At 72.3% G+C, this 23,250-nt stretch carries 18 protein-coding genes; 14 read left to right on the top strand and 4 right to left on the bottom strand.

Annotated elements, in window-relative coordinates:
- The first annotated feature begins 140 nt into the window (after nt 1-140).
- The 4 genes from ACIBNE_RS15445 to mutM all read left to right on the top strand — a co-directional run bounded on the left by ACIBNE_RS15445 (nt 141) and on the right by mutM (nt 2,918).
- Nucleotides 141-785, top strand: coding sequence for a YceD family protein (locus tag ACIBNE_RS15445; protein ID WP_399272917.1), 645 nt, complete (start codon nt 141-143; stop codon nt 783-785).
- 2 nt (nt 786-787) lie between these two features.
- On the top strand, nt 788-961 hold the full coding sequence (gene rpmF, locus ACIBNE_RS15440) for a 50S ribosomal protein L32 (RefSeq protein ID WP_015036448.1): 174 nt from the start codon (nt 788-790) through the stop codon (nt 959-961).
- A 20-nt stretch (nt 962-981) separates the two neighbouring features.
- Complete coding sequence (gene rnc, locus ACIBNE_RS15435; protein ID WP_399271687.1) at nt 982-1,788, top strand: ribonuclease III; 807 nt, start codon at nt 982-984, stop codon at nt 1,786-1,788.
- A 269-nt stretch (nt 1,789-2,057) separates the two neighbouring features.
- Nucleotides 2,058-2,918 carry a bifunctional DNA-formamidopyrimidine glycosylase/DNA-(apurinic or apyrimidinic site) lyase gene (mutM, locus tag ACIBNE_RS15430; RefSeq protein WP_399271686.1) on the top strand — a complete coding sequence of 287 codons (861 nt, stop codon included), beginning with the start codon at nt 2,058-2,060 and terminating at the stop codon, nt 2,916-2,918.
- Nucleotides 2,919-2,941: 23 nt separating this feature from the next.
- Here mutM and ACIBNE_RS15425 read toward each other — a convergent pair whose 3' ends face one another.
- A complete protein-coding gene (locus tag ACIBNE_RS15425) occupies nt 2,942-3,883 on the bottom strand; it encodes a CAP domain-containing protein (protein ID WP_399271685.1) in 942 nt (313 codons plus the stop codon).
- A 135-nt stretch (nt 3,884-4,018) separates the two neighbouring features.
- On the opposite strand from ACIBNE_RS15425, the gene ACIBNE_RS15420 reads away from it, so the two are divergent.
- The 4 genes from ACIBNE_RS15420 (at nt 4,019) to ACIBNE_RS15405 (ending at nt 10,232) form a co-directional block, all read left to right on the top strand.
- Nucleotides 4,019-4,300, top strand: coding sequence for an acylphosphatase (locus tag ACIBNE_RS15420; RefSeq protein ID WP_399271684.1), 282 nt, complete (start codon nt 4,019-4,021; stop codon nt 4,298-4,300).
- 413 nt (nt 4,301-4,713) lie between these two features.
- Entirely contained in the window at nt 4,714-4,929 is a 216-nt protein-coding gene (locus ACIBNE_RS15415; RefSeq protein ID WP_399271683.1) for a hypothetical protein, read from the top strand.
- Nucleotides 4,930-5,118: 189 nt separating this feature from the next.
- Nucleotides 5,119-8,679 carry a chromosome segregation protein SMC gene (smc, locus tag ACIBNE_RS15410; protein ID WP_399271682.1) on the top strand — a complete coding sequence of 1,187 codons (3,561 nt, stop codon included), beginning with the start codon at nt 5,119-5,121 and terminating at the stop codon, nt 8,677-8,679.
- 128 nt (nt 8,680-8,807) lie between these two features.
- Nucleotides 8,808-10,232: a sugar porter family MFS transporter gene (locus tag ACIBNE_RS15405; RefSeq protein ID WP_399271681.1), complete on the top strand. Its 1,425-nt coding sequence runs from the start codon at nt 8,808-8,810 to the stop codon at nt 10,230-10,232.
- 40 nt (nt 10,233-10,272) lie between these two features.
- Here the strand turns inward: ACIBNE_RS15405 and ACIBNE_RS15400 are convergent, their stop codons facing one another.
- A complete protein-coding gene (locus ACIBNE_RS15400) occupies nt 10,273-11,244 on the bottom strand; it encodes an LLM class flavin-dependent oxidoreductase (RefSeq protein ID WP_399271680.1) in 972 nt (323 codons plus the stop codon).
- 80 nt (nt 11,245-11,324) lie between these two features.
- Nucleotides 11,325-12,773, bottom strand: a complete 1,449-nt coding sequence (locus ACIBNE_RS15395) for a cytosine permease (protein WP_399271679.1) — start codon at nt 12,771-12,773, stop codon at nt 11,325-11,327.
- 222 nt (nt 12,774-12,995) lie between these two features.
- On the opposite strand from ACIBNE_RS15395, the gene ftsY reads away from it, so the two are divergent.
- Nucleotides 12,996-14,222 carry a signal recognition particle-docking protein FtsY gene (gene ftsY, locus ACIBNE_RS15390; protein ID WP_399271678.1) on the top strand — a complete coding sequence of 409 codons (1,227 nt, stop codon included), beginning with the start codon at nt 12,996-12,998 and terminating at the stop codon, nt 14,220-14,222.
- 204 nt (nt 14,223-14,426) lie between these two features.
- Here ftsY and ACIBNE_RS15385 read toward each other — a convergent pair whose 3' ends face one another.
- Nucleotides 14,427-15,116 carry a bifunctional DNA primase/polymerase gene (locus tag ACIBNE_RS15385; RefSeq protein WP_399271677.1) on the bottom strand — a complete coding sequence of 230 codons (690 nt, stop codon included), beginning with the start codon at nt 15,114-15,116 and terminating at the stop codon, nt 14,427-14,429.
- A 382-nt stretch (nt 15,117-15,498) separates the two neighbouring features.
- On the opposite strand from ACIBNE_RS15385, the gene ACIBNE_RS15380 reads away from it, so the two are divergent.
- The 5 genes from ACIBNE_RS15380 (at nt 15,499) to ffh (ending at nt 23,109) form a co-directional block, all read left to right on the top strand.
- Nucleotides 15,499-16,971, top strand: coding sequence for a hypothetical protein (locus tag ACIBNE_RS15380; RefSeq protein WP_399271676.1), 1,473 nt, complete (start codon nt 15,499-15,501; stop codon nt 16,969-16,971).
- Between the two features lie 237 nt (nt 16,972-17,208).
- Entirely contained in the window at nt 17,209-18,549 is a 1,341-nt protein-coding gene (locus ACIBNE_RS15375; protein WP_399271675.1) for an ammonium transporter, read from the top strand.
- Nucleotides 18,546-18,884 (top strand): P-II family nitrogen regulator, encoded by a 339-nt coding sequence (locus ACIBNE_RS15370; protein WP_399271674.1) that lies wholly within the window; start codon nt 18,546-18,548, stop codon nt 18,882-18,884. Before ACIBNE_RS15375 ends, ACIBNE_RS15370 begins: the two co-directional genes overlap by 4 nt.
- 29 nt (nt 18,885-18,913) lie before the next feature.
- Nucleotides 18,914-21,346: a [protein-PII] uridylyltransferase gene (locus tag ACIBNE_RS15365; RefSeq protein WP_399272916.1), complete on the top strand. Its 2,433-nt coding sequence runs from the start codon at nt 18,914-18,916 to the stop codon at nt 21,344-21,346.
- A gap of 209 nt (nt 21,347-21,555) precedes the next feature.
- The gene (gene ffh, locus ACIBNE_RS15360) at nt 21,556-23,109 is read left to right on the top strand and encodes a signal recognition particle protein (RefSeq protein WP_399271673.1); all 1,554 of its coding nucleotides are present in this window, start codon (nt 21,556-21,558) and stop codon (nt 23,107-23,109) included.
- Nucleotides 23,110-23,250: the final 141 nt, after the last annotated feature.

Here is a 23,250-nt window from a genome sequence, read left to right as displayed (position 1 = left end):
CGACCGGATTGGGCCTATGGCGAACGGTCCAGTATCCTGGCTCTTCGGTCGCGTGCATGTCCGCGATCCAGGCTGCCCGGATCCAGTGTCCGCAGGCGGCCCACCCCACGAACCGAACGAATCCGAAAGCGGGAGAAGCCCTGAACGGCCGCCTTGACCACCGAAACCCCCTCGTGTTCGACACGCACGAGCTGGGTCGGCGTCCCGGTGCGCTCCAGCGGCTGACCCGCTCGGTCGACGCCCCGGCCGACTTCGGCGTCGCGGGTGTCATCGGAGTGCCCGAGGGCGCTCCCGTGGAAATCGAGCTCCGCCTCGAATCCGTCATGGAAGGGGTGCTTGTCACAGGCACCTCCCGTGCAACGGCCGAGGGTGAGTGCGTAAGGTGTCTGGAGCCGCTGCGCCAAGAGGCCGTGGCGGACTTCCAGGAGATGTTCTCGTACCCTGACGCCGACGACCGGGGCCGCCCCAAGGCGGAGCCGGGCGACGACGCCGAGGACGACGAGGACACGCTCTTCCTCGAGGACGGCTTGTTCGACCTCGAACCCGTGCTGCGTGATGCGGTGGTGCTCGCACTGCCGATGCAGCCGGTGTGCCGGGAGGACTGCGCTGGGCTGTGTTCCGAATGCGGAACCGGGCTCAACGACGACCCGGACCACCACCATGACGCCGTCGACATTCGTTGGGCGGCACTGCAGGGACTCGCCGAGACCATCCAGGACGGCGAGAAGGACAACATGAGCGGCGCCGAAGCGAATGCGGGCGTCGACGAGAAGCAGGAGAAGTAGCCGTGGCTGTTCCGAAGCGGAAGATGTCGCGCAGCAACACGCGCCACCGCCGGTCGCAGTGGAAGGCTGCGGTCCCCACCCTGGTTTCGTGTGAGCGTTGCCAGGAGCCGAAGCTGCAGCACATCGCGTGCCCGAGCTGCGGCACCTACAACAAGCGCCAGGTCCTGTCGGTCTGATCGGGCTGGTGAGAGGCGCGATGTCTGGTTCGTCCAACAAGGCAGACAACACCAACGCGGCCTCGTCCCACACGCTTCTGGAAGGGCGGCTCGGCTATCCGGTCGAGTCCGCCCTTCTGGTGCGTGCGCTCACCCACCGTTCGTACGCGTACGAGAACGGCGGCCTGCCGACGAACGAGCGTCTGGAGTTCCTCGGGGACTCTGTGCTCGGCCTCGTCGTCACGGACACGCTGTACCGCACCCACCCGGACCTCCCGGAGGGCCAGCTGGCCAAGCTCCGGGCCGCGGTGGTCAACTCGCGCGCGCTCGCGGAGGTGGGCCGAGGGCTCGAACTCGGCTCCTTCATCCGGCTCGGCCGGGGCGAAGAGGGCACGGGCGGCAGGGACAAGGCCTCCATCCTCGCCGACACCCTTGAAGCGGTGATCGGCGCGGTCTATCTCGACCAGGGCCTCGACGCGGCGTCCGAGCTGGTGCACCGGCTCTTCGACCCGCTGATCGAGAAGTCCTCCAACCTCGGAGCCGGCCTGGACTGGAAGACCAGTCTCCAGGAGCTCACCGCGGCGGAAGGGCTCGGCGTCCCCGAGTACCTCGTCTCGGAGACCGGCCCCGACCACGAGAAGACCTTCACTGCTGCTGCCCGCGTCGGTGGTGTCTCGTACGGCACCGGCACCGGCCGCAGCAAGAAGGAAGCGGAACAGCAGGCGGCCGAGTCCGCCTGGCGGGCGATCCGCTCGGCAGCCGACGAACGGGAAGCGGCCGCCAAGGCCGCAGCCGAAGAGGCCGCGGCCTCCCCGGTCCCGTCCGAGGGCACCGCAGCCGCCTCCTGACTCCACTTCTGAACCCCGTCGCACTCCGGTGCGGCGGGGTTCTTCTGTTGGACACGGTCCCTTACGGGCCGGAAGAAGGGCGAGGAGCAGAGGAGCGGCGGTGCGCGCGAGCAACGAGAACCGGTCGGAGCACTCCACCGTGGTCGCCTCCGTCGCCACGGGCTGGCCGCCGACGGAAGTCCCGCGCGGGCGGACTGGGGAGAAGCCGCGCGAGGGCCGGAGGTACGCTGCCGTCGACCCCGTACAACCAGTGCCTTGAGGAGCCGTCCGTGCCCGAGCTGCCCGAAGTCGAAGTCGTACGGCGCGGACTCGAACGCTGGGTCAGCGGGCGCGTCGTCGCCGGGGCCGAGGTGCTGCACCCGCGCGCGGTGCGCCGCCACCTCGCGGGCGGGGCGGACTTCGCCGCGCGCCTGAAGGGGCACCGCATCGGCGTCGCCCGGCGGCGCGGCAAGTACCTGTGGCTGCCGCTCGCCGACCAGGACGCCTCGGTCCTCGGCCACCTCGGGATGAGCGGCCAGCTCCTCGTACAGCCGCTGGACGCCCCCGACGAGAAGCACCTGCGCATCCGGATCCGCTTCGACGACGCCCAGGGCACCGAGCTGCGCTTCGTCGACCAGCGGACGTTCGGCGGGCTCTCGCTGCACGAGAACACCCCCGACGGGCTGCCCGACGTCATCGCGCACATCGCGCGCGACCCGCTGGACCCGGCCTTCGACGAGGCGGCGTTCTTCGCGGCGCTGCGCCTGCGCCGCACGACGGTCAAGCGCGCGCTGCTCGACCAGTCGCTGATCAGCGGCGTCGGCAACATCTACGCGGACGAGGCGCTGTGGCGCGCGAAGCTGCACTACGAGCGGCCCACCGCCACCCTCGCCCGCCCCCGCGCCGCCGAACTGCTCGGGCACGCACGGGACGTGATGACGGCCGCGCTCGACGTCGGCGGCACCAGCTTCGACAGCCTGTACGTCAACGTGAACGGCGAGTCGGGCTACTTCGACCGCTCGCTCGACGCGTACGGGCGCGAGGGCGAGCCCTGCGGGCGGTGCGGCACCGCGATCCGCAGGCGGCCGTGGATGAACCGCTCCAGCTACTTCTGCCCGCGCTGCCAGCGCCCGCCGCGCGTCAGCGCCTGAAGCTCCTGGAGTCCCCCGAAGCTTCAGAAACCGAAGTCCTGGGTCCACCAGGGGCCGCCCGCACCGAAGTGCACGCCGACGCCCAGCGTCTTGTAATCGCAATTGAGAATGTTTGCTCGGTGGCCTTCGCTGTTCATCCAGGCGTCCATCACGGCCTGGGCGTCCGCCTGGCCGCGGGCGATGTTCTCCCCGCCGAGCCCCTTCACGCCCGCCTTCTCGGCGCGGTCCCACGGGGTCGCGCCGTCCGGGTCGGTGTGGTCGAAGAAGTCCCGCTCCGCCATGTCCTTGCTGAACGCGGCGGCCAGCGCGGCCAGCTCGGCGCTGGGCCGCACGGCCTGGCAGCCGACCTTGGCCCGCTCCTGGTTGACCAGCGCGAGCACGGCCGCCTCGGCGGACTCGGAAGCCGGGGTGCGGTCGCGGGAAACGGCCGGGGCCTCGGTGCGCCCGGCCCGCTCCTTCGCGCGCTCGGCGCTCTCCGACTCCCCGGTCGCCTCGGGGGACGCGCTCTTTCCGGCCTTCTCCTCGACCTTCTCCCCGGCCTTCGGCTCCGCCTTCTCCGAGGGCTTCGCGCTCGGCTTTCCGGCCGTGGGAGTGGGGGAGGCCGAGGGGGTGTGCACCCGCTTCGTGCCTTGTCCTGGCAGGGCTACGGCGCCGTCGGCGGGCGCGCTCGACCTGCCGCCCTGGGTCTGCGGATCGGAGGTGGCGGCGTCGGCGCGCACCTGTCCGCCGGCGCCGGGCCCGCCGCTCACCTGGAGGGTGTCGCCGCCGGGCAGCAGCCCCGAGGCGACGGCGACCGCGCCGACCGCCATGGCGGCAGAGACGCCGAGCAGACCGGTGCGCACGGGCACGATCGCCCGCTTCTTCCGGCGCGCACCGCCCCGGAGCCTGCCTGCCGCACCGGTCGAGCGGTCCGTCGAGCGGTCCTCTGGGGCGGGTGCGGCGGCCGAGCGACGGTGGCGTCCCATCTGCTGTGCCTTCCTCGTGCTTACTACGGTCCATGCGACTAGCCCGTACGGGTGAGCCTCATTGCGTCCGGACTGTACGCGATGGCGGAAGGGGGCGAAGTGCTCCGTGAGCTATTGGCCGGTTAGCGTGCACCCATGAACGAAGATGCACGGCTCACCGCCTGGGTACGCGGCCGAGTACAGGGAGTGGGCTTCCGCTGGTTCACCAGGGCAAACGCTTTGGAGATCGGCGGCCTCACCGGCTTCGCCCTCAACCTCGACGACGGCAGGGTGCAGGTCGTGGCCGAGGGTCCGCGTGAGAATTGCCACCGTCTGCTCGACTGGCTGCGCTCCGACGACACGCCGGGACGGGTCGACGGTGTGACTGAGATCTGGGACACCCCACGAGGCGGCTACGACACCTTCGCGATTCGCTGAGCGGACCCGATCGGACCCCGAACGGACCCCGAACGGCCCCCGAGCGCCCCCGACGCCCCCCTTCCGCGCCGGTGCTCCGGTGCGTGCGCGTGGTGGAAACGGCCTGGTAGTTGCCAACATGGGGTTGTCGTGCCAGGCTGCGGGGGCAGATAATGATCACCACGCCCCCCGGGCCCCGTACGAGACAGCCGCCGCCGCGCATCCGCGGCCGCGCGCCGGGGACGCCCTTGGATACGGGGCGTGATCGTGTTGACCGTCAAACTTTTTGGTGAGACGCTGGAAGCCCCGCGCACCTTGGCTGTTTGGCGGTAAGAACGGCAGCAGGATCAGCACACTGCCAGGCACCGCGGGTGCGAATCCCTCACGACCCACCACCGCTTCGGTCGGTCACTCAGTGTGGAGGACCATCCATCATGGCAAAGGCGCTTCTCGGTTACGTCGGCGGTTCCGACCCGCGACTCCTCGCCGAGATGCGACGGCTCCAGCAGCGCGTCCAGGACCTTGAGTCCGAGCTCACTCGGATTCACGCCGAGAACGACGCGTTGACGGCCGCCGCTCAGCACCAGGGAGAGTCGCTGCTCGACAGCATCGACATCGACGTACCCCAGGCGGAGCCTGCGCTCACCTGATCACGGATCGCAGTCTCGTCACCGCGTAAGGATATGCAAGGGACGCTTCGGCGTCCCTTCTTTCTGCCGCGGTGCCCCCTCTTCTTCTGCCGCACTCCCGCAGGGCTCTCCCGGCACCCTTTTCTTAACGTCTGATGTGCCCTGCACCTTCAGAGGTGAAACAGAAGCCGACCGGTAGAGTCGGGCCGCGTGCATCTCAAGGCAATGACCCTCCGCGGCTTCAAGTCGTTCGCATCGGCGACGACGCTGCGCTTCGAACCCGGCATCACCTGTGTCGTGGGGCCCAACGGCTCGGGCAAGTCCAACGTCGTGGACGCACTCTCCTGGGTCATGGGCGAGCAGGGCGCCAAGTCGCTGCGCGGCGGCAAGATGGAAGACGTCATCTTCGCCGGGACGACGGGCAGGCCGCCGCTGGGCCGTGCCGAGGTGTCCCTCACCATCGACAACTCCGACGGCGCCCTGCCCATCGAGTACGCCGAGGTCACCATCACGCGGATCATGTTCCGCAACGGCGGCAGCGAGTACCAGATCAACGGCGACACCTGCCGCCTCCTCGACATCCAGGAACTGCTCTCCGACTCCGGCATCGGCCGCGAGATGCACGTCATCGTCGGCCAGGGCCAGCTCGACTCCGTCCTGCACGCCGACCCGACGGGCCGCCGCGCCTTCATCGAGGAGGCGGCCGGCGTGCTCAAGCACCGCAAGCGCAAGGAGAAGGCGCTGCGGAAGCTGGACGCGATGAAGGCCAACCTGGCGCGCGTCCAGGACCTCACCGACGAACTGCGCCGCCAGCTCAAGCCGCTCGGACGGCAGGCGGCGGTGGCGCGGCGGGCCGCCGTCATCCAGGCCGACCTGCGCGACGCGCGACTGCGGCTGCTCGCCGACGACCTCGTGCGCCTCAGGGAGGCGCTGGGCGCGGAGATCGCCGACGAGGCCGCCCTCAAGGAGCGCAAGGAGGCGGCGGAGACCCGGCTGAAGACCGCGCTGGCGCGCGAGGCCGAGCTGGAGGGCGAGGCGCGCGGGCTCGCGCCGCGCCTGGAGCGGGCACAGACCACCTGGTACGAGCTGTCGCAGCTGGCCGAACGGGTGCGCGGCACGATCTCGCTGGCCGACGCGCGCGTCAAGAGCGCCACCGCCCAGCCCCCGGAGGAACGGCGCGGCCGGGACCCGGAGGACATGGAGCGCGAGGCGGCCAGGATCCGGGAGCAGGAGGCCGAGCTGACGGCCGCGCTCGAAGCCGCCGAGCACGCCCTGGAGGACACCGCAGGGCACCGCGCCGAGCTGGAGCGGGCCCTCGCCCTGGAGGAGCGGCGGCTCAAGGACGCGGCGCGGGCCGTCGCCGACCGCCGCGAGCACCTGGCGCGCCTCGGCGGCCAGGTGGGCGCCGCGCGCTCGCGGGCCGCGTCGGCGCAGGCCGAGATCGACCGGCTGGCCGAGGCGCGCGACGGCGCCCGGGAGCGCGCGACGGCGGCCCAGGAGGAGTACGAGGCGCTGAAGGCCGAGGTCGAGGGGCTGGACGCGGGCGACGCGGAGCTGGCCGCGCTGCACGAGGCGGCGAAGGACGAACTGGCCGGGGCCGAGGCCGCGTCGGCGGCCGCGCGCGAGGCCGCGACGGCCGCCGACCGCAAGCGGGCCGCGGTCTCGGCCCGGCACGACGCGCTGGCGCTCGGCCTGCGCCGCAAGGACGGCACGGGCGCGCTGCTCTCGGCGGGCGAACAGCTGGCCGGGCTGCTGGGGCCCGCGGCGGAACTGCTGACGGTGACGCCCGGCTACGAGGTGCCGGTGGCAGCGGCGCTGGGCGCGGCGGCGGACGCCGTGGCCGTACGGGACCCGGGGGCGGCGGCCGAGGCCATCCGGCTGCTGCGCAAACAGGACGCGGGACGGGCGACGCTGCTGCTGGCCGGGGCGCCCGAGGAGCGGGACGGGGCCGACCCGGCGGACGGCGAAGGGCCGCCGCGCGCGGCCGACCTGGTGCGCGGCCCCGACGCGTTGCTGCCCGCCGTGCGGCGGCTGCTGCGCGGCACGGTGGTCGTGGGCACGCTGGAGGACGCCGAGGACCTGGTGTACGCGCGGCCGGGGCTGACGGCGGTGACCGCGGAGGGCGACGTGCTCGGCGCGCACTTCGCGCACGGCGGTTCGGCGGGGGCGCCGAGCCTCCTTGAGGTGCGGGCCTCGGTGGACGAGGCGGCGGCCGAGCTGGCGGGGCTCGACGTGCGGTGCGAGGAGCTGGCGCGGGAGCAGCGCGCGGCCCAGGAGCGGCGCGCCGGGATCGCCGCGCGCGTGGACGAGCTGGGGGAGCGGCGGCGCGCGGCCGAGCGGGAGAAGTCCGGAGTGGCCCAGCAGCTCGGGCGGCTCGCCGGGCAGGCGCGGGGCGCGGCGGGGGAGGCGGAGCGTTCGGCGGCGGCCGCCGCGAAGGCCGATGAGGCGCTGGAGCGGGCGCTGGCGGAGGCGGAGGAGCTGGCCGAGCGGCTGCTGGTGGCCGAAGAGGCGCCCGTACAGGAGGACCCCGACACCTCCGTGCGGGACCGGCTGGCGGCCGACGGGGCCAACGCGCGGCAGACCGAGATGGAGGCGCGGCTCCAGGCCCGTACGCACGAGGAGCGGGTCAAGGGGCTCGCGGGGCGGGCCGACTCGCTGGACCGGGCGGCGCGCGTCGAGCGCGAGGCACGCGCGCGTGCGGAGCGGCGCAGGGCCAGGCTGCGGTACGAGGCCCAGGTCGCGTCCGCCGTCGCGGCGGGCGCCCGCCGGCTGCTGGCGCACGTCGAGCTGTCGCTGGTCAGGGCGGGCGAGGAGCGCACGGCGGCCGACGCGGCGAAGGCGGAGCGGGAGCGCGAGCTGGCCGCCGAGCGTGCCCGGGGGCGGGAGGTGAAGGCGGAGCTCGACAAGCTGACGGATTCGGTTCACCGGGGCGAGGTACTCGGTGCCGAGAAGCGGATGAGGATCGAGCAGCTGGAGGTGAAGGCCCTTGAGGAACTGGGGGTGGAGCCCGCCGGGCTCGTGGCTGAGTACGGCCCCGACCAGCTCGTGCCCCCTTCGCTGCCCGCCGAGGGGGAGGAGCTGCCGGAGGACCCGGAGCACCCGCGCAACCTGCCGAAGCCCTTCGCCAGGGCCGAGCAGGAGAAGCGGCTGAAGGCGGCCGAACGGGCGTACCAGCAGCTCGGGAAGGTGAACCCGCTCGCCCTTGAGGAGTTCGCCGCGCTGGAGGAGCGCCACAAGTTCCTCTCCGAGCAGCTGGAGGACCTGAAGAAGACCCGGGCTGACCTCCTCCAGGTGGTGAAGGAGGTGGACGAGCGGGTCGAGCAGGTCTTCACGGAGGCGTACCGGGACACGGCCCGGGAGTTCGAGGGCGTGTTCTCGCGGCTCTTCCCCGGCGGCGAGGGGCGGCTGGTCCTGACCGATCCGGACAACATGCTGACCACGGGCGTGGACGTCGAGGCCAGGCCGCCGGGCAAGAAGGTCAAGCGGCTCTCGCTGCTGTCGGGCGGGGAGCGGTCGCTGACGGCCGTGGCGCTGCTGGTCGCCATCTTCAAGGCGCGGCCCAGCCCGTTCTACGTGATGGACGAGGTCGAGGCCGCGCTGGACGACACCAACCTCCAGCGGCTGATCAGGATCATGCGGGAGCTCCAGGAGTCCTCGCAGCTGATCGTGATCACGCACCAGAAGCGCACGATGGAGGTCGCGGACGCGCTCTACGGCGTCTCGATGCAGGGCGACGGCGTCTCGAAGGTCATCAGCCAGCGCCTTCGGTAGCTCACCTCGCTTCGGTGTCCAAGTGGTGGGTGACGGCAAGTTATGCGCCACTTGAGAGAGGTTTCAGACACAGGCTCTGAGAGATCGCCCCCCACGTCCGGCGCCGCAGCCGGATTCCAGGAGTCCACGTGACCAGCACTGCGCAGGCACCTTCGCCCGGAGGCCGGGAGACCGCGCCGGACCATCTCGGCCATGTCGTCTTCATCACGGCGGCTGCCGCCATGGGCGGTTTCCTCTTCGGCTACGACAGCTCCGTGATCAACGGTGCGACCGTCGCCATCCAGCACCGCTTCGACGTCGACGCCAACATGCTCGGCTGGATCATCGCCACCGCGCTGCTGGGCTGTGCGCTCGGTGCGGCCATCGCGGGCCGGATCGCCGACCGCATCGGCCGCATCCGCTGCATGCAGATCGCCGCCGTGCTCTTCGCCGCGAGCGCCATCGGCTCCGCGCTGCCCTTCGCCGCCTGGGACCTGACGGTCTGGCGCCTCATCGGCGGCGTCGGCATCGGCATGGCGTCGGTGATCGGCCCCGCGTACATCGCGGAGGTCGCGCCGCCCGCCTACCGGGGCCGGCTCGCCTCCTTCCAGCAGGCGGCCATCGTCATCGGCATCGCCGTCTCCCAGCTGGTCAACTGGGGCATCCTGAACATGGCGGACGGCGATCAGCGCGGCAAGATCGGGGGCCTGGAAGCCTGGCAGTGGATGCTCGGCGTCATGGTCGTCCCGGCCCTCCTCTACGGCCTGCTGTCCTTCGTCATCCCCGAGTCGCCGCGCTTCCTGATCTCCGTCGGCCGCGACGTCGAGGCCAAGAAGGTGCTCGGCGAGGTCGAGGGCACGGGCGTCGACCTGGACGCGCGCGTCGCCGAGATCGAGGCGGGCATGCGCAGCGAGCACCAGCCGTCCTTCAGGGACCTGCTGGGCAAGGTCGGCTTCCTGCCGATCGTCTGGATCGGCATCGGGCTCTCGGTCTTCCAGCAGCTCGTCGGCATCAACGTGATCTTCTACTACTCGAACCAGCTGTGGCAGTCGATCGGCAAGGACCCGTCCAGCTCGTTCCTGTACTCGTTCGAGACCTCGATCGTGAACATCGTCGGTACGGTCATCGCGATGATCTTCGTGGACCGCATCGGCCGCAAGCCGCTCGCGATCATCGGCTCGGTGGGCATGGCGGTCGCGCTGTTCACCATGGCCTGGGCGTTCTCCTACAAGACCGGCTCGGGCGACACCGTCTCGCTGCCCAACGCGCAGGGCATGACCGCGATCATCGCCGCCAACGCGTTCGTGCTCTTCTTCGCCCTGTCCTGGGGCGTGGTGGTCTGGGTGCTGCTCGGCGAGATCTTCCCGAACCGGATCCGCGCCGCCGCGCTCGGCGTGGCCGCGTCCGCCCAGTGGCTCGCCAACTTCGCGATCACCAAGACCTTCCCGAGCATGTCCGAGTGGTCGCTGACCGGCTCGTACATCATCTACGGCGCCTTCGCCGCGCTGTCGATCCCCTTCGTCATGAAGTTCGTCAAGGAGACGAAGGGCAAGTCTCTGGAAGAGATGGGTTGACCCCTCCGCCGCGCTCTCCTCCGATGAGCGCCGCCCCGGCTCAGCCCTTGAGCCGGGGCAGCGCGCTTTCCGCGAACAGCCGCAGCGAGCGCCACCCTTCGTCGACCGGCATGCCGCCGCACAGCGGATGCAGCACCAGGCTCTCGGTGTCCAGCGAGGCGCACTCCTCGGGCGTCAGCACCCGGTAGACGCCCTCGGCGCGCAGCTCCTCCACGGTCGTCGCCTTCGAGCGCACGGCCGACTTGATGTCCGTGGACTGCCAGGAGGCGTAGGTCCGCGCCTCGTGCAGGAAGTGCTCGCCGTACAGGGCCCAGGTGCGGTCCGGGTCGTCCGAGAGGTGCAGCAGCGTCGTCCGTGCCGGGGGCATCATCGTCCAGCCCTCGGTTCCGAACGCGGCGCACTGCTGCCGGTAGTACGCCTCCAGCTCGGGCAGGTGGGCGCTGGGGAAGAACGGCAGCCCGAACCGGGCCGCCCGGCGCGCCGCCGCCTTCGACGAGCCGCCCACCAGCAGCGTCGGATGCGGTCTGCTGTACGGGCGCGGAGTCACGCGCACTGTTCTGCCTCGGTACGCGAAGGGCTCGCCGGTCCAGGCCAGGAGCAGCGTTTCGACCAGCTCGTCCTGGAGGGCGCCGCGTCTGCTCCAGTCGACGCCCAGCTGGGCGTACTCCTCGGGGCGGTAGCCGATGCCCGCGACGGTCACCAGCCGGCCGCCGCCGATCAGGTCGAGCACGGCGACGTCCTCGGCGAGGCGCAGGGGTTCGTACAGCGGCCCGATGATCGCCGAGACCGTGCAGGCGATGCGTCCCGTGGCGCCGAGGACCGCGCCGGCGAAGGTGAAGGGAGAGGGTAGCCAGCCGTTGGCGGCGCCGTGGTGCTCCTCGGTCTGGACGGTGTCGACGCCGTGCTCGTCGGCGTAGCGGGCCATCTCGATCGCGGCGCGGTAGCGGGCCGCGAGGGAGCCGGGCGAGGCCGCCGGATCGACGAGGTTGAACCGTACGACTGTGAAGGCCATGACGCGAACGTCCCCCTCCGCCGGGTGTCGAACGTGGCAGAGGGGGACGTTAGCTGACGTCGCGTCAGATGGACATGGCCTTACGCGGCCTGCTTGGCGCGCGGCAGCACCGCGTACAGCGCGGCGGCGACCAGGATCGTGACCGCCCAGCCCAGGCCGTTCTCGCCGATCCAGGACGAGGCGAGCGGGCCCGAGAACCAGTCGACCTTGGTGAAGAGCAGTCCGACGACCAGCGCGACGCCCCAGGCGGCCATCGCCGACCAGGCGAAACCGCCGCTGTACCAGTAGGCGCTCGTGCGGCCGGTGTCCATCAGCGCCTCGCCGTCGTACGTCGTGCGGCGCAGCATGTCCACGCCGAAGACGCCGATCCACGCGGAGAACGCCACGGCCAGCAGCGTCAGGAAGGAGATGAACGAGCCGATGAAGCTGGTCGCCACGACCATCAGCAGGAAGCCGAAGACCAGGCTGATGACCGCGTTCACGCTGACGGCCCAGGCGCGCGGGACCTTGATGCCGAGGGTCTGCGCGGTGAAACCGGCGGAGTACATCGACATGGAGTTGATCAGCAGCATGCCGATGAGCGCGATGAGCAGGTACGGGACGGCGATCCAGGTCGGCAGGATCTCGCCGAGGAAGGAGACCGGGTCGCCGGCCGACGCCAGGTCCGGCGTCGAGACGGCCATGACCGCGCCCATCAGCACCATCGGCAGCACGACGATCCCGGCGCCGCCGATCGAGGCGCCGACCATGCCCTTGGACGATGCGGTGCGGGGCAGGTAGCGGGTGAAGTCGGGGGCGGAGGGCACCCAGCTGATGCCGCCCGCCGCGATGGTGCCGATGCCCGCGATCATCATGGCGGTGGAGCCCGCGGGCTTGTCGAAGACGGCGCCCCAGTCGGTGTCGGCGACCAGGTAGATCAGTACGAGGACCGAGAACGCGCCGAAGAGGTACGTGGACCACTTGCTCGCCACGCGCAGCGCGTTGATGCCCAGGCCCGACACGACGAACGTGCAGGTCACGAAGAGCAGCAGGGTGACGACGATCAGCGGGGTGTTGGACTTCACGCCGAACAGCAGGTCCAGCACGGTCAGCAGGGCGTACGCGCCGGTGACCGCGTTGATCGTCTCCCAGCCCCAGCGGGCGACCCAGATCAGGGAGCCGGGGAAGAGGTTGCCGCGCTGGCCGAAGACGGCGCGCGACAGGGCCATGCCGGGGGAGCCGCCGCGCTTGCCCGCGATGGAGATCAGGCCCACGATGCCGTACGAGAGGACGGGCGCGACCGCCGCGACGACCAGCACCTGCCAGATGTTCAGGCCGTTGAAGACGATCAGGCCCGCGCCCATGGTGAGCAGCAGCACGCTGATGTTGGCGGCCACCCAGGTCGGGAAGAGCTCCCGCACGCGTCCGGTGCGCTCGCTGTCGGGGACCGGTTCGAGGCCCCTGGTCTCTACGGCGCCCTCCGCGGGGCCTTCCGGTATCGGGCTCGGGCCCTCGGGCGCGTCGGTCGACGGGGTGGCGGTGGTGCTCATGGGTGGGGGTCCATGCCTCTCGCTCGGCTCGGCGTTGAACCGTCGTGGGGAGTGGGGTCGGTCCACGGGTGACCGGGGTGTGATCCACGAGGACTCTACGCGCGTTGATGGCGCCTCTTCCATCGTATTTTAGTCCGACTTGCAGCCTCCAGGGGCCTTTGTCCTTGGTGTGAAGCTACAGACGGGGCTTCCCGGGGGCCCATGGCCGATACTGGGTGGGTTATGGAAATCCTCATCCTTGCCGTAGTCATCGCTCTGGTCGCGGTCGGCGCGATCAGCGGCCTCGTGGTCAGCAGCCGCAAGAAGAAGCAGCTGCCGCCATCGGCGCCGTCGAGCACGCCGACCATCACCGCTCCGCCCGCCGAACCGCGTGTCGGCGAGGACGCGGAGACGCCTCGGGACGAACCCCGTCGCACCGTCGAGGAGGTCGACCTCCCCGGCGCGCCCGCCGAGCCCGAGGCCCAGGACGCCGCCCCGGCGCCCGCCGGGCCCGAGGCTCCCGCCGCCCCCGAGGTGGAGGTCCCCGAGCCGACCGCCGGCCGTCTCGTACGGCTCAGGGCGCGGCTCGCCCGCTCGCAGAACTCGCTGGGCAAGGGGCTGCTCACGCTGCTCTCCCGCGAGCACCTCGACGAGGACACCTGGGAGGAGATCGAGGACACCCTGCTCACCGCCGACGTCGGCGTCGCGCCCACGCAGGAGCTCGTCGAGCGGCTGCGCGAGCGCGTGAAGGTGCTCGGCACGCGCACCCCCGAGCAGCTGCGCGAGCTGCTGCGCGAGGAGCTGGTCGCGCTCCTCGGCCCCGACTTCGACCGCGCGGTCAAGACCGAGGGCGGCGAGGGCACGCCCGGCGTCGTGATGGTCGTCGGCGTCAACGGCACCGGCAAGACCACCACCACGGGCAAGCTGGCGCGGGTGCTCGTCGCGGACGGGCGCAGCGTGGTGCTCGGCGCCGCCGACACCTTCCGGGCCGCCGCCGCCGACCAGCTCCAGACCTGGGGCGACCGGGTGGGCGCGCGCACCGTGCGCGGGCCCGAGGGCGGCGACCCCGCGTCTATCGCCTTCGACGCGGTCAAGGAGGGCATCGCCGAGGGCGCGGACGTCGTGCTCATCGACACGGCGGGCCGCCTGCACACCAAGACCGGGCTCATGGACGAGCTGGGCAAGGTCAAGCGCGTCGTGGAGAAGCACGGGCCGCTGGACGAGGTGCTGCTCGTGCTCGACGCCACGACCGGCCAGAACGGGCTCGTGCAGGCGCGGGTCTTCGCGGAGGTCGTGGACATCACGGGCATCGTGCTGACGAAGCTCGACGGCACGGCGAAGGGCGGCATCGTGGTGGCCGTCCAGCGGGAGCTGGGGGTGCCGGTGAAGCTGGTCGGGCTCGGGGAGGGCGCGGACGACCTGGCGCCGTTCGAGCCGGGGGCGTTCGTGGACGCGCTGATCGGCGAGTAACGCTGCGCTGTGCTTGAGCGGGGCCCCGGGGGTGAACGTCGCCCTCGGGGCCCCGTCGCGTTTCGGGGGCGTCAAAAGACCGCGCAGTTCCCCGCGCCCCTTTTCAGGGGCGCGGGGAACTGCGCGAAAACGGGGGCTGGGGCAGCGCCCGCCGCGGGCGAAACGGCCGCCCCGGGGCGCTGGGTCCTGAAAGGGGTGCCGCCCCTAGTGGCAGGCCCGGTGGGCCAGGTAGGCGAGCGTGCCGAGCAGCAGCCGCGCCGGGGGCGGCGTCGCCGTGTCCAGCGTCGGGGGCCGAAGCCAGGTGACGGGGCCGAGCCCCGCGTGGTCCGACGGGGGCGCCGTGATGTGCGCGCCGGGCCCCAGCGCGTGCAGGTCCAGGTCCGCGCCCTCCCAGCCCATGCGGTAGAGGAGGGAGGGGAGTTCGGCCGCGGCCCCCGGGGCGACGAAGAAGTGCACGCGGCTCGTGGGCGTCGCCGCCACGGGCCCCAGCGGCAGCCCCATCCGCTCCATCCGCACCAGCGCCCGGTGCCCCGCGGGCGCCACGACGTCCAGTACGTCGAACGCGCGCCCCACCGGCAGTAGGATCGCCGCCCCCGGCACCTCGCCCCACGCCTTCGTCGCGTCGTCCAGCGTCGAGCCCGCCGGGACCTCGGGGGCGAACGACAGGGGGTGCGCCCCCGGCGCCGTACACGAGGATTCGCCGCAGGAGCAGGCGCCCGCCGCGGCGCGCGCGCCCGGGACCACGTCCCAGCCCCACAGGCCGGTGTACTCGGCGACCGCGGTGCATTCCAGCGACATCGCCGCGGCCGCGCGCCCGCGGCGCCGCCCGCCGGGACGCCGTGTGCCGGGGAGGTTCTCCCGGATGCTCCGGCTGCCGCCGATCGTGAAGCCCATGCCCCCTCCAACGGGTCGAACTCGCCGGTGGTTACGAGCAGCGCCCGGTGGCCTCTGGGGTTGTGCGGAGCTTTCTGCGCGCCCCGGCGTGCACCGCTCCACCCACCGCTGATCGTCGTATGTCAAGTGAAGCGCGCCTCGCCGCAAGGGAGTTCATTCGAAGGGGTGGCGAATGGTGGCGTTTATGGAATCGCCATGGCCGGAGGGGTGATCGTAGGATTACTTTCGGTGCACGAACCCTGGGAGGGACTGCCGTCGCGGGTATGCCGGAGGCAACTCGGTTTCCTGTTCGATGGCGTGCAACCTCCCTGCGGACTGCCTCGACTCGCGGCATTCTGTTAAGAGTTCGCGCGACAAGGTTTCGGTGGGATGGGGGCATCCAGTGGGCGGCAACGGCGCAGGCAGCGAGAATGCCGGCAAGCGCCCGAACGAGCAGCTGAGTTCGTGGTTCGTACGCAGCGGCTGGTCGAAGGGCGAGTTGGCGCGGCAGGTGAACCGCCGGGCCCGGCAGCTGGGCGCGCATCACATCTCCACGGACACTTCCAGAGTGCGCCGCTGGCTCGACGGCGAACAGCCGCGCGAGCCCATTCCGCGCATCCTTTCCGAACTGTTCTCCGAGCGCTTCGGCAGCGTCGTCGCCATCGAGGACCTCGGGCTGCGCACGGCGCACCAGTCGCCGTCCGTCTCCGGCGTCGACCTGCCCTGGGCGGGTCCGCAGACGGTCGCCCTGCTCAGTGAGTTCTCCCGCAGCGACCTGATGCTCGCCAGGCGGGGCTTCCTCGGCAGCTCCCTCGCGCTCGCCGCCGGCCCCTCCCTCATCGAGCCGATGCAGCGCTGGCTGGTGCCCACCGCGGCGGCCGACCCCGGGCAGCGCGCGACCGCCGTCTCCCGCCGCCCCTCCCGGCTCTCCAAACCGGAGCTGGAGCTGCTGGAGTCCACCACCGCGATGTTCCGCCAGTGGGACGCCCAGTGCGGCGGCGGCCTGCGCCGCAAGGCCGTCGTCGGCCAGCTCCACGAGGTCACCGACCTCCTCCAGGAGCCGCAGACCGACGAGACCTCGCGCCGCCTCTTCCGCTGCGCCGCCGAACTCGCCGAGCTGGCGGGCTGGATGAGCTACGACGTGGGCCTCCAGCCCACCGCCCAGAAGTACTTCGTGCTCGCGCTGCACGCCGCCAAGGAAGCAGGCGACAAGCCGCTCGGCTCGTACGTCCTGTCCAACATGAGCCGCCAGATGATCCACCTCGGACGGCCCGACGACGCCCTCGAACTGATCCACCTCGCCCAGTACGGCAGCCGCGACTGCGCCACGCCGCGCACCCAGGCCATGCTGTATGCGATGGAGGCCAGGGCGTACGCCAACATGGGACAGCCCAGCAAGTGCAAGCGCGCCGTGCGCATGGCCGAGGAGACCTTCGCCGACGCGGGCCTCGACGGCGAGCCCGAGCCCGACTGGATCCGCTTCTTCTCCGCGGCCGAGCTCAACGGGGAGAACGCCCACTCCTTCCGCGACCTCGCCTACGTCGCGGGCCGCAGCCCCACGTACGCCTCGCTCGCCGAGCCCGTCATGGCCCGCGCCGTCGACCTCTTCAGCGAGGACGAGGAGCACCAGCGCTCGTACGCGCTCAACCTGATCGGCATGGCCACCGTCCACCTGCTGAAGAAGGAGCCCGAGCAGTCGACCGTGCTGGCGGGCCAGGCACTGCGGATCGCCAAGCGCGTCCGCTCCGAGCGGGTCAACACCCGCCTGCGCAAGACCGTCTCCACGGCCGCCAGGGACTTCGGCGACGTCCAGGAGGTCGCCGAGCTGACCGACCTGCTCACCGCCCAACTGCCGGAGACCGCGGAAGCGGTCTGAGCGCCCCCGGTCGGCTGCCCGCCGACCGGGTCCGGCCGTGCCCCGACCCGCGCGCAGGGTACGCCCGCGGGCCCCGCCCGCACCCGTGCTTCATGTCCGCGTAACACCGCGGACCCCTTCGTCACTGCCGCGAAACATCGGGCGGCATCGACGGAAACCGCGCTGCGCCAATCTCCTGTCGCATCAACCGGCCCGCACCGCCCGCACGCGGCCCGCACCGACGACGAGGAGACGCCGATGCCCCCAGGCATCACGACGCTCGCCGCAGAGACCCCGAGCCTCTCTGCCGCCAACACCGGCTTCATGCTGATCTGCTCGGCCCTGGTCATGCTGATGACGCCCGCCCTCGCCTTCTTCTACGGCGGCATGGTCCGCGTCAAGTCCACCCTCAACATGCTGATGATGAGCTTCATCAGCCTCGGCATCGTGACCGTGCTGTGGGTGCTGTACGGCTTCAGCCTCGCCTTCGGCACCGACGCCGGATCGGTCGTCGGCTGGTCCGCCGACTACGTGGGCCTCAGCGGCATCGGCGTCACCGAACTGTGGGACGGCTACACCATCCCCGTCTACGTCTTCGCCGTCTTCCAGCTGATGTTCGCGGTCATCACCCCCGCCCTGATCAGCGGCGCCCTCGCCGACCGCGTCAAGTTCACCGCCTGGGCCCTGTTCATCACGCTCTGGGCGACCGTCGTGTACTTCCCCGTCGCGCACTGGGTGTGGGGCACCGGCGGCTGGCTCTTCGAGATGGGCGTCATCGACTTCGCGGGCGGCACCGCCGTCCACATCAACGCGGGCGCCGCCGCACTCGGCGTCATCCTCGTCATCGGCAGGCGCGTCGGCTTCAAGAAGGACCCGATGCGCCCGCACAGCCTCCCCCTCGTGATGCTCGGCGCCGGGCTCCTGTGGTTCGGCTGGTTCGGCTTCAACGCCGGGTCCTGGCTCGGCAACGACGACGGCGTCGGCGCCGTGATGTTCGTCAACACCCAGGTCGCCACCGGCGCCGCGATGCTCGCCTGGCTCGGCTACGAGAAGCTGCGCCACGGCTCCTTCACCACCCTCGGCGCCGCCTCGGGCGCAGTCTCGGGCCTCGTCGCCATCACCCCCGCGGGCGGCTCCTGCTCCCCGCTCGGCGCCATCGCCATCGGCGCGATCGCCGGACTCCTCTGCGCCATGTCGGTGGGCCTCAAGTACCGCTTCGGGTACGACGACTCGCTCGACGTCATCGGCGTCCACCTCGTCGGCGGCATCACCGGCTCGCTCCTCGTCGGCCTCTTCGCCACCGGCGGCGTCCAGTCCGACGCCAAGGGCCTCTTCTACGGCGGCGGACTCGAACAGCTCGGCAAGCAGGCCGTGGGAGTCTTCTCCGTGCTCGCCTACTCCCTCGTCGTCTCCGCGCTGCTCGCCCTCGCCGTCGACCGGCTGATGGGCATGCGGGTCGACGAGGACGACGAGGTCGCCGGCATCGACCAGGTCGAACACGCCGAGACCGCGTACGACTTCAGCGGTGCGGGCGGCGGCGCCGCGCCCCGCAAGGCGGTCCCCGCCCCCGTGACGATCAACAAGAAGGTGGACGCATGAGGCTCATCACCGCGGTCGTGAAGCCGCACAGGCTCGACGAGATCAAGGAGGCCCTCCAGGCGTTCGGCGTCCAGGGGCTCACCGTCACCGAAGCCAGCGGCTACGGACGCCAGCGCGGCCACACCGAGGTCTACCGGGGCGCCGAGTACACCGTCGACCTGGTGCCCAAGATCCGCATCGAGGTCCTGGTCGAGGACGAGGACTCCGAACAGCTCATCGAGGTGGTCGTGAAGGCCGCCCGCACCGGAAAGATCGGCGACGGCAAGGTCTGGAGCGTGCCCGTCGAAACGGCCGTACGGGTCAGGACCGGCGAACGCGGCCCCGACGCACTCTAAGGAGCAGCTGGGTGACGAGCCTCAACGACGTGAGCGGTACGGAAACGGAAGACTCGGGGCCCAGCGGCTACGCGGCGGCCCGGCTGCGCCTCCTCGGCGGGGAGGCGCGGTCCGGGCCGCCGCGCCGTGCGTCCCTCGCCGAGATCACCGACGACTGGCTGGCCGCCCTCTTCGCCGCGGCCTGCCGGGTGCGCGGCGCCGCCCTCGTCGCCGTCGGCGGCTACGGGCGCGGCGAACTCTCCCCGCGCAGCGACCTCGACCTGCTGCTCCTGCACGACGGCAGCGCCGCGGCGGACGAGATCGCCGCGCTCGCCGACCGCATCTGGTACCCGGTCTGGGACCTCGGCATCGCCCTCGACCACTCCGTGCGCACCCCCGCCGAGGTCAGGCGCGCCGCCGCCGACGACCTCAAGGTCCAGCTCGGGCTGCTCGACGCCCGGCACCTCGCGGGCGACCTCGGACTCGTCACCGGAGTCCGGTCCGCGGTCCTCGCGGACTGGCGCAACCAGGCGCCCAAACGCCTGCCCGAACTGGCCGAGCTGTGCCGCGAACGGGCCGAGCGCCACGGCGAACTCCAGTACCTCCTGGAACCCGACCTCAAGGAGGCGCGCGGCGGACTGCGCGACGCGGGCGTCCTGCGCGCCGTCGCCGCCTCCTGGGTCGCCGACGCCCCGCGCGAAGGGCTCGGCGAAGCGCGCCGCACCCTGCTCGACGTCCGCGACGCACTGCACCTCGCCACCGGCCGGGCCACCGACCGCCTCGCCCTCCAGGAACAGGACGCGGTCGCGAAGGAGCTGGGACTGCTCGACGCGGACGCGCTGCTGCGCAAGGTGTACGAGGCCGCGCGCACGATCTCCTACGCGGGCGACGTCACCTGGCGCGAGGTCGGCCGGGTCCTGCGGGCGCGGGCCGCGCGGCCCCGGCTGCGCGCGCTGCTCGGCGGCAAGCCCGCGACGCCCGACAGGACCCCGCTCGCCGACGGCGTCGTCGAACAGGACGGCGAGGCCGTCCTCGCCCGCACCGCCCGCGTCGAACGCGACCCGGTGCTGCCGCTGCGCGCCGCCGCGGCCGCCGCCCAGGCGGGCCTGCCGCTCTCGCCGCACGTCGTCCGCAGGCTCGCCGCCGCGGGTCCCCTGCCCGTGCCCTGGCCCGCCGAGGCGCGCGACGAACTGGTCCGGCTGCTCGGCGCGGGCGAGTCGGCCGTCCCGGTGTGGGAGGCGCTGGAGGCCGAGGGCCTGGTCACCCGGCTGCTGCCGGACTGGGAGCGGGTGCGGTGCCGTCCGCAGCGCAACCCCGTGCACACCTGGACCGTCGACCGGCACCTGGTGGAGACGGCGGTACGGGCCGCCGCGCTCACCCGCCGCGTCGGCCGCCCCGACCTGCTGCTGGTCGCGGCCCTGCTGCACGACATCGGCAAGGGCTGGCCGGGCGACCACTCCGTGGCCGGGGAGACCATCGCGCGGGACGTGGCGGCGCGGATGGGCTTCGACGCGCACGACGTGGCCGCCGTCGCCGTGCTCGTACGCCACCACCTCCTCCTCGTGGAGACGGCGACCCGGCGGGACCTGGACGACCCCGCGACGGTCCGCTCGGTGGCCGAAGCGGTCGGCTCGCCCGGCACGCTGGAGCTGCTGCACGCCCTCACGGAGGCCGACGCGCTGGCGACCGGGCCCGCGGCGTGGAGCTCCTGGCGCGCGTCGCTCGTCGCCGACCTGGTGAAACGGGTGGGCGCCGTACTGGCGGGCGGGGTGCCCGATGAGCCCGCGGCGGAGCCGGGCCTCACGGCGGCGGAGGAACGGCTCGCCTTCGAGGCGCTGCGGATCGGGGGACCGGTGCTCGCGCTGCACACCCAGATGGGGACCGCGGGCGCCGACGCGGCCCCGGGCGCCGAGCCGATAGGAGTGGAGCTGCTGATCGCGCTGCCCGAGCGGCCCGGTGCGCTGCCCGCCGCCGCGGGGGTGCTCGCGCTGCACCGGCTGACCGTGCGCGCGGCCGAACTGCGGGTCGTCGAGCTGCCGGACGGTCCCCGGGGCGCGGTGCTCCTGCTGAACTGGCGGGTCGCGGCGGAGTACGGCTCCCTGCCGCAGGCCGCGCGGCTGCGCGCGGACCTGGTGCGGGCGCTGGACGGCTCCCTGGACATCACGGCGCGGCTCGCGGAGCGCGAGGCGGCGTACCCGAGGCGGCGCGGGGCTCCGGCCCCGCCGCCCCGGGTGACGCTCGCCCCCGCGGCCTCGCACCTGGCCACGGTCATCGAGGTCAGGGCGCAGGACGCGCCGGGGCTGCTGCACCGGATCGGGCGGGCACTGGAGGGGACGGGGGTACGGGTGCGGAGCGCGCACGCCTCCACGCTGGGGGCGAACGCGGTGGACGCGTTCTACGTGACGGGCCCCGAGGGGACGCCGCTGGCGCCGGGGGCGGCGGGCGAGGTGGCCCACGCGGTGGAGGCGGCGCTGCGGGGGTAGGGGGGCGGGGGTTGGGGGCGGGGGCCGGGTGGGTACGCCCGGCGTGCGCCCCACCCTTCCCGCACCGCCCCACCACCGTCCTCCCGCCCCCGCGGCACCGCCCCCGCGAGCCCCCCGCCCCATGGGGGCAGACTGCATCGGGGCGGGCCGGATACCCTGGAGGGCGTTCGTGCCAGCCCGCCCCCGAGACCCGAGGACCCGCGACCACCGTGTTCGACACCCTCTCCGACCGCCTTGCCGCGACATTCAAGAACCTCCGGGGCAAGGGCCGCCTGTCCGAGGCGGACATCGACGCCACGGCACGCGAGATCCGTATCGCGCTGCTCGAAGCGGACGTCGCGCTCCCCGTAGTCCGCGCCTTCATCAAGCAGGTCAAGGAGCGCGCGGCGGGCGCCGAGGTCTCCCAGGCCCTCAACCCCGCCCAGCAGGTCATCAAGATCGTCAACGAGGAGCTCATCGGCATCCTCGGCGGCGAGACCCGCCGCCTGCGCTTCGCCAAGAGCGGGCCCACGGTCATCATGCTGGCCGGTCTCCAGGGTGCCGGTAAGACGACGCTCGCCGGAAAGCTGGGCTTCTGGCTCAAGGGGCAGGGCCACACCCCGCTCCTGGTGGCCTGTGACCTCCAGCGCCCGAACGCCGTCAACCAGCTGAGCGTCGTCGCCGAGCGCGCGGGCGTCGGCGTCTACGCCCCGCAGCCGGGCAACGGCGTGGGCGACCCGGTCCAGGTCGCCAAGGACTCCATCGAGTACGCGAAGACCAAGCAGTACGACGTGGTCGTGGTCGACACCGCAGGCCGCCTCGGCATCGACCAGGAGCTGATGCAGCAGGCCGCGGACATCCGCGACGCCGTCAGCCCCGACGAGGTCCTCTTCGTCGTCGACGCGATGATCGGTCAGGACGCGGTCAACACCGCCGAGGCGTTCCGCGACGGCGTCGGCTTCGACGGCGTCGTGCTCTCCAAGCTCGACGGCGACGCCCGGGGCGGTGCCGCGCTCTCCATCGCGCACGTCACGGGCAAGCAGATCATGTTCGCCTCCAACGGCGAGAAGCTGGACGAGTTCGACGCGTTCCACCCGGACCGCATGGCGTCCCGCATCCTCGACATGGGCGACCTGCTCTCCCTGATCGAGAAGGCCGAGCAGACCTTCAGCCAGGAAGAGGCCGCCAAGATGGCCTCCAAGCTGGCGTCCAAGAAGGGCCAGGACTTCACGCTCGACGACTTCCTGGCCCAGATGGAGCAGGTCAGGAAGATGGGCTCCATCTCCAAGCTGCTCGGCATGCTGCCCGGCATGGGGCAGATCAAGGACCAGATCAACAACATCGACGAGCGGGACGTGGACCGTACCGCCGCGATCATCAAGTCGATGACCCCGGCCGAGCGCCAGGAACCGACGATCATCAACGGCTCGCGCCGCGCCCGCATCGCCAAGGGCTCCGGCGTCGAGGTCAGCGCGGTGAAGAACCTCGTCGAGCGGTTCTTCGAGGCCCGCAAGATGATGTCGAAGATGGCCCAGGGCGGCGGCATGCCCGGCATGCCCGGGATCCCCGGCATGGGCGGCGGCCCCGGCCGTCAGAAGAAGCAGCAGAAGCAGGCCAAGGGCAAGCGCAAGAGCGGCAACCCGATGAAGCGCAAGGCCGACGAGGCCGCCGAGGCCGCGCGGCGCGAGCAGGCGGCGCAGGGCGGCGGCGCGTTCGGCCTCCCGGCGGGCCAGCAGGGCCAGGACTTCGAGCTGCCGGACGAGTTCAAGAAGTTCATGGGCTGACGCCGCGAGGCACCGGTCGTACGGCGCCGGGGGGGGGGCCCCCCCCGGGGGGGGCCCCGCCCCGGCCGGGGGGGGGGGGGCGCCCCCCAACACCCCCACCACCCCCCCCCCCCCCCCCCCCCCCCCCCCCCCCCGGCGGGG

It is taken from the genome of Streptomyces sp. NPDC050504, from assembly GCF_044458065.1.
GTDB lineage: Bacteria > Actinomycetota > Actinomycetes > Streptomycetales > Streptomycetaceae > Streptomyces.
Note: the sequence above shows the minus strand (reverse complement) of the source record. Positions and strands in the feature narration are given on the sequence as shown.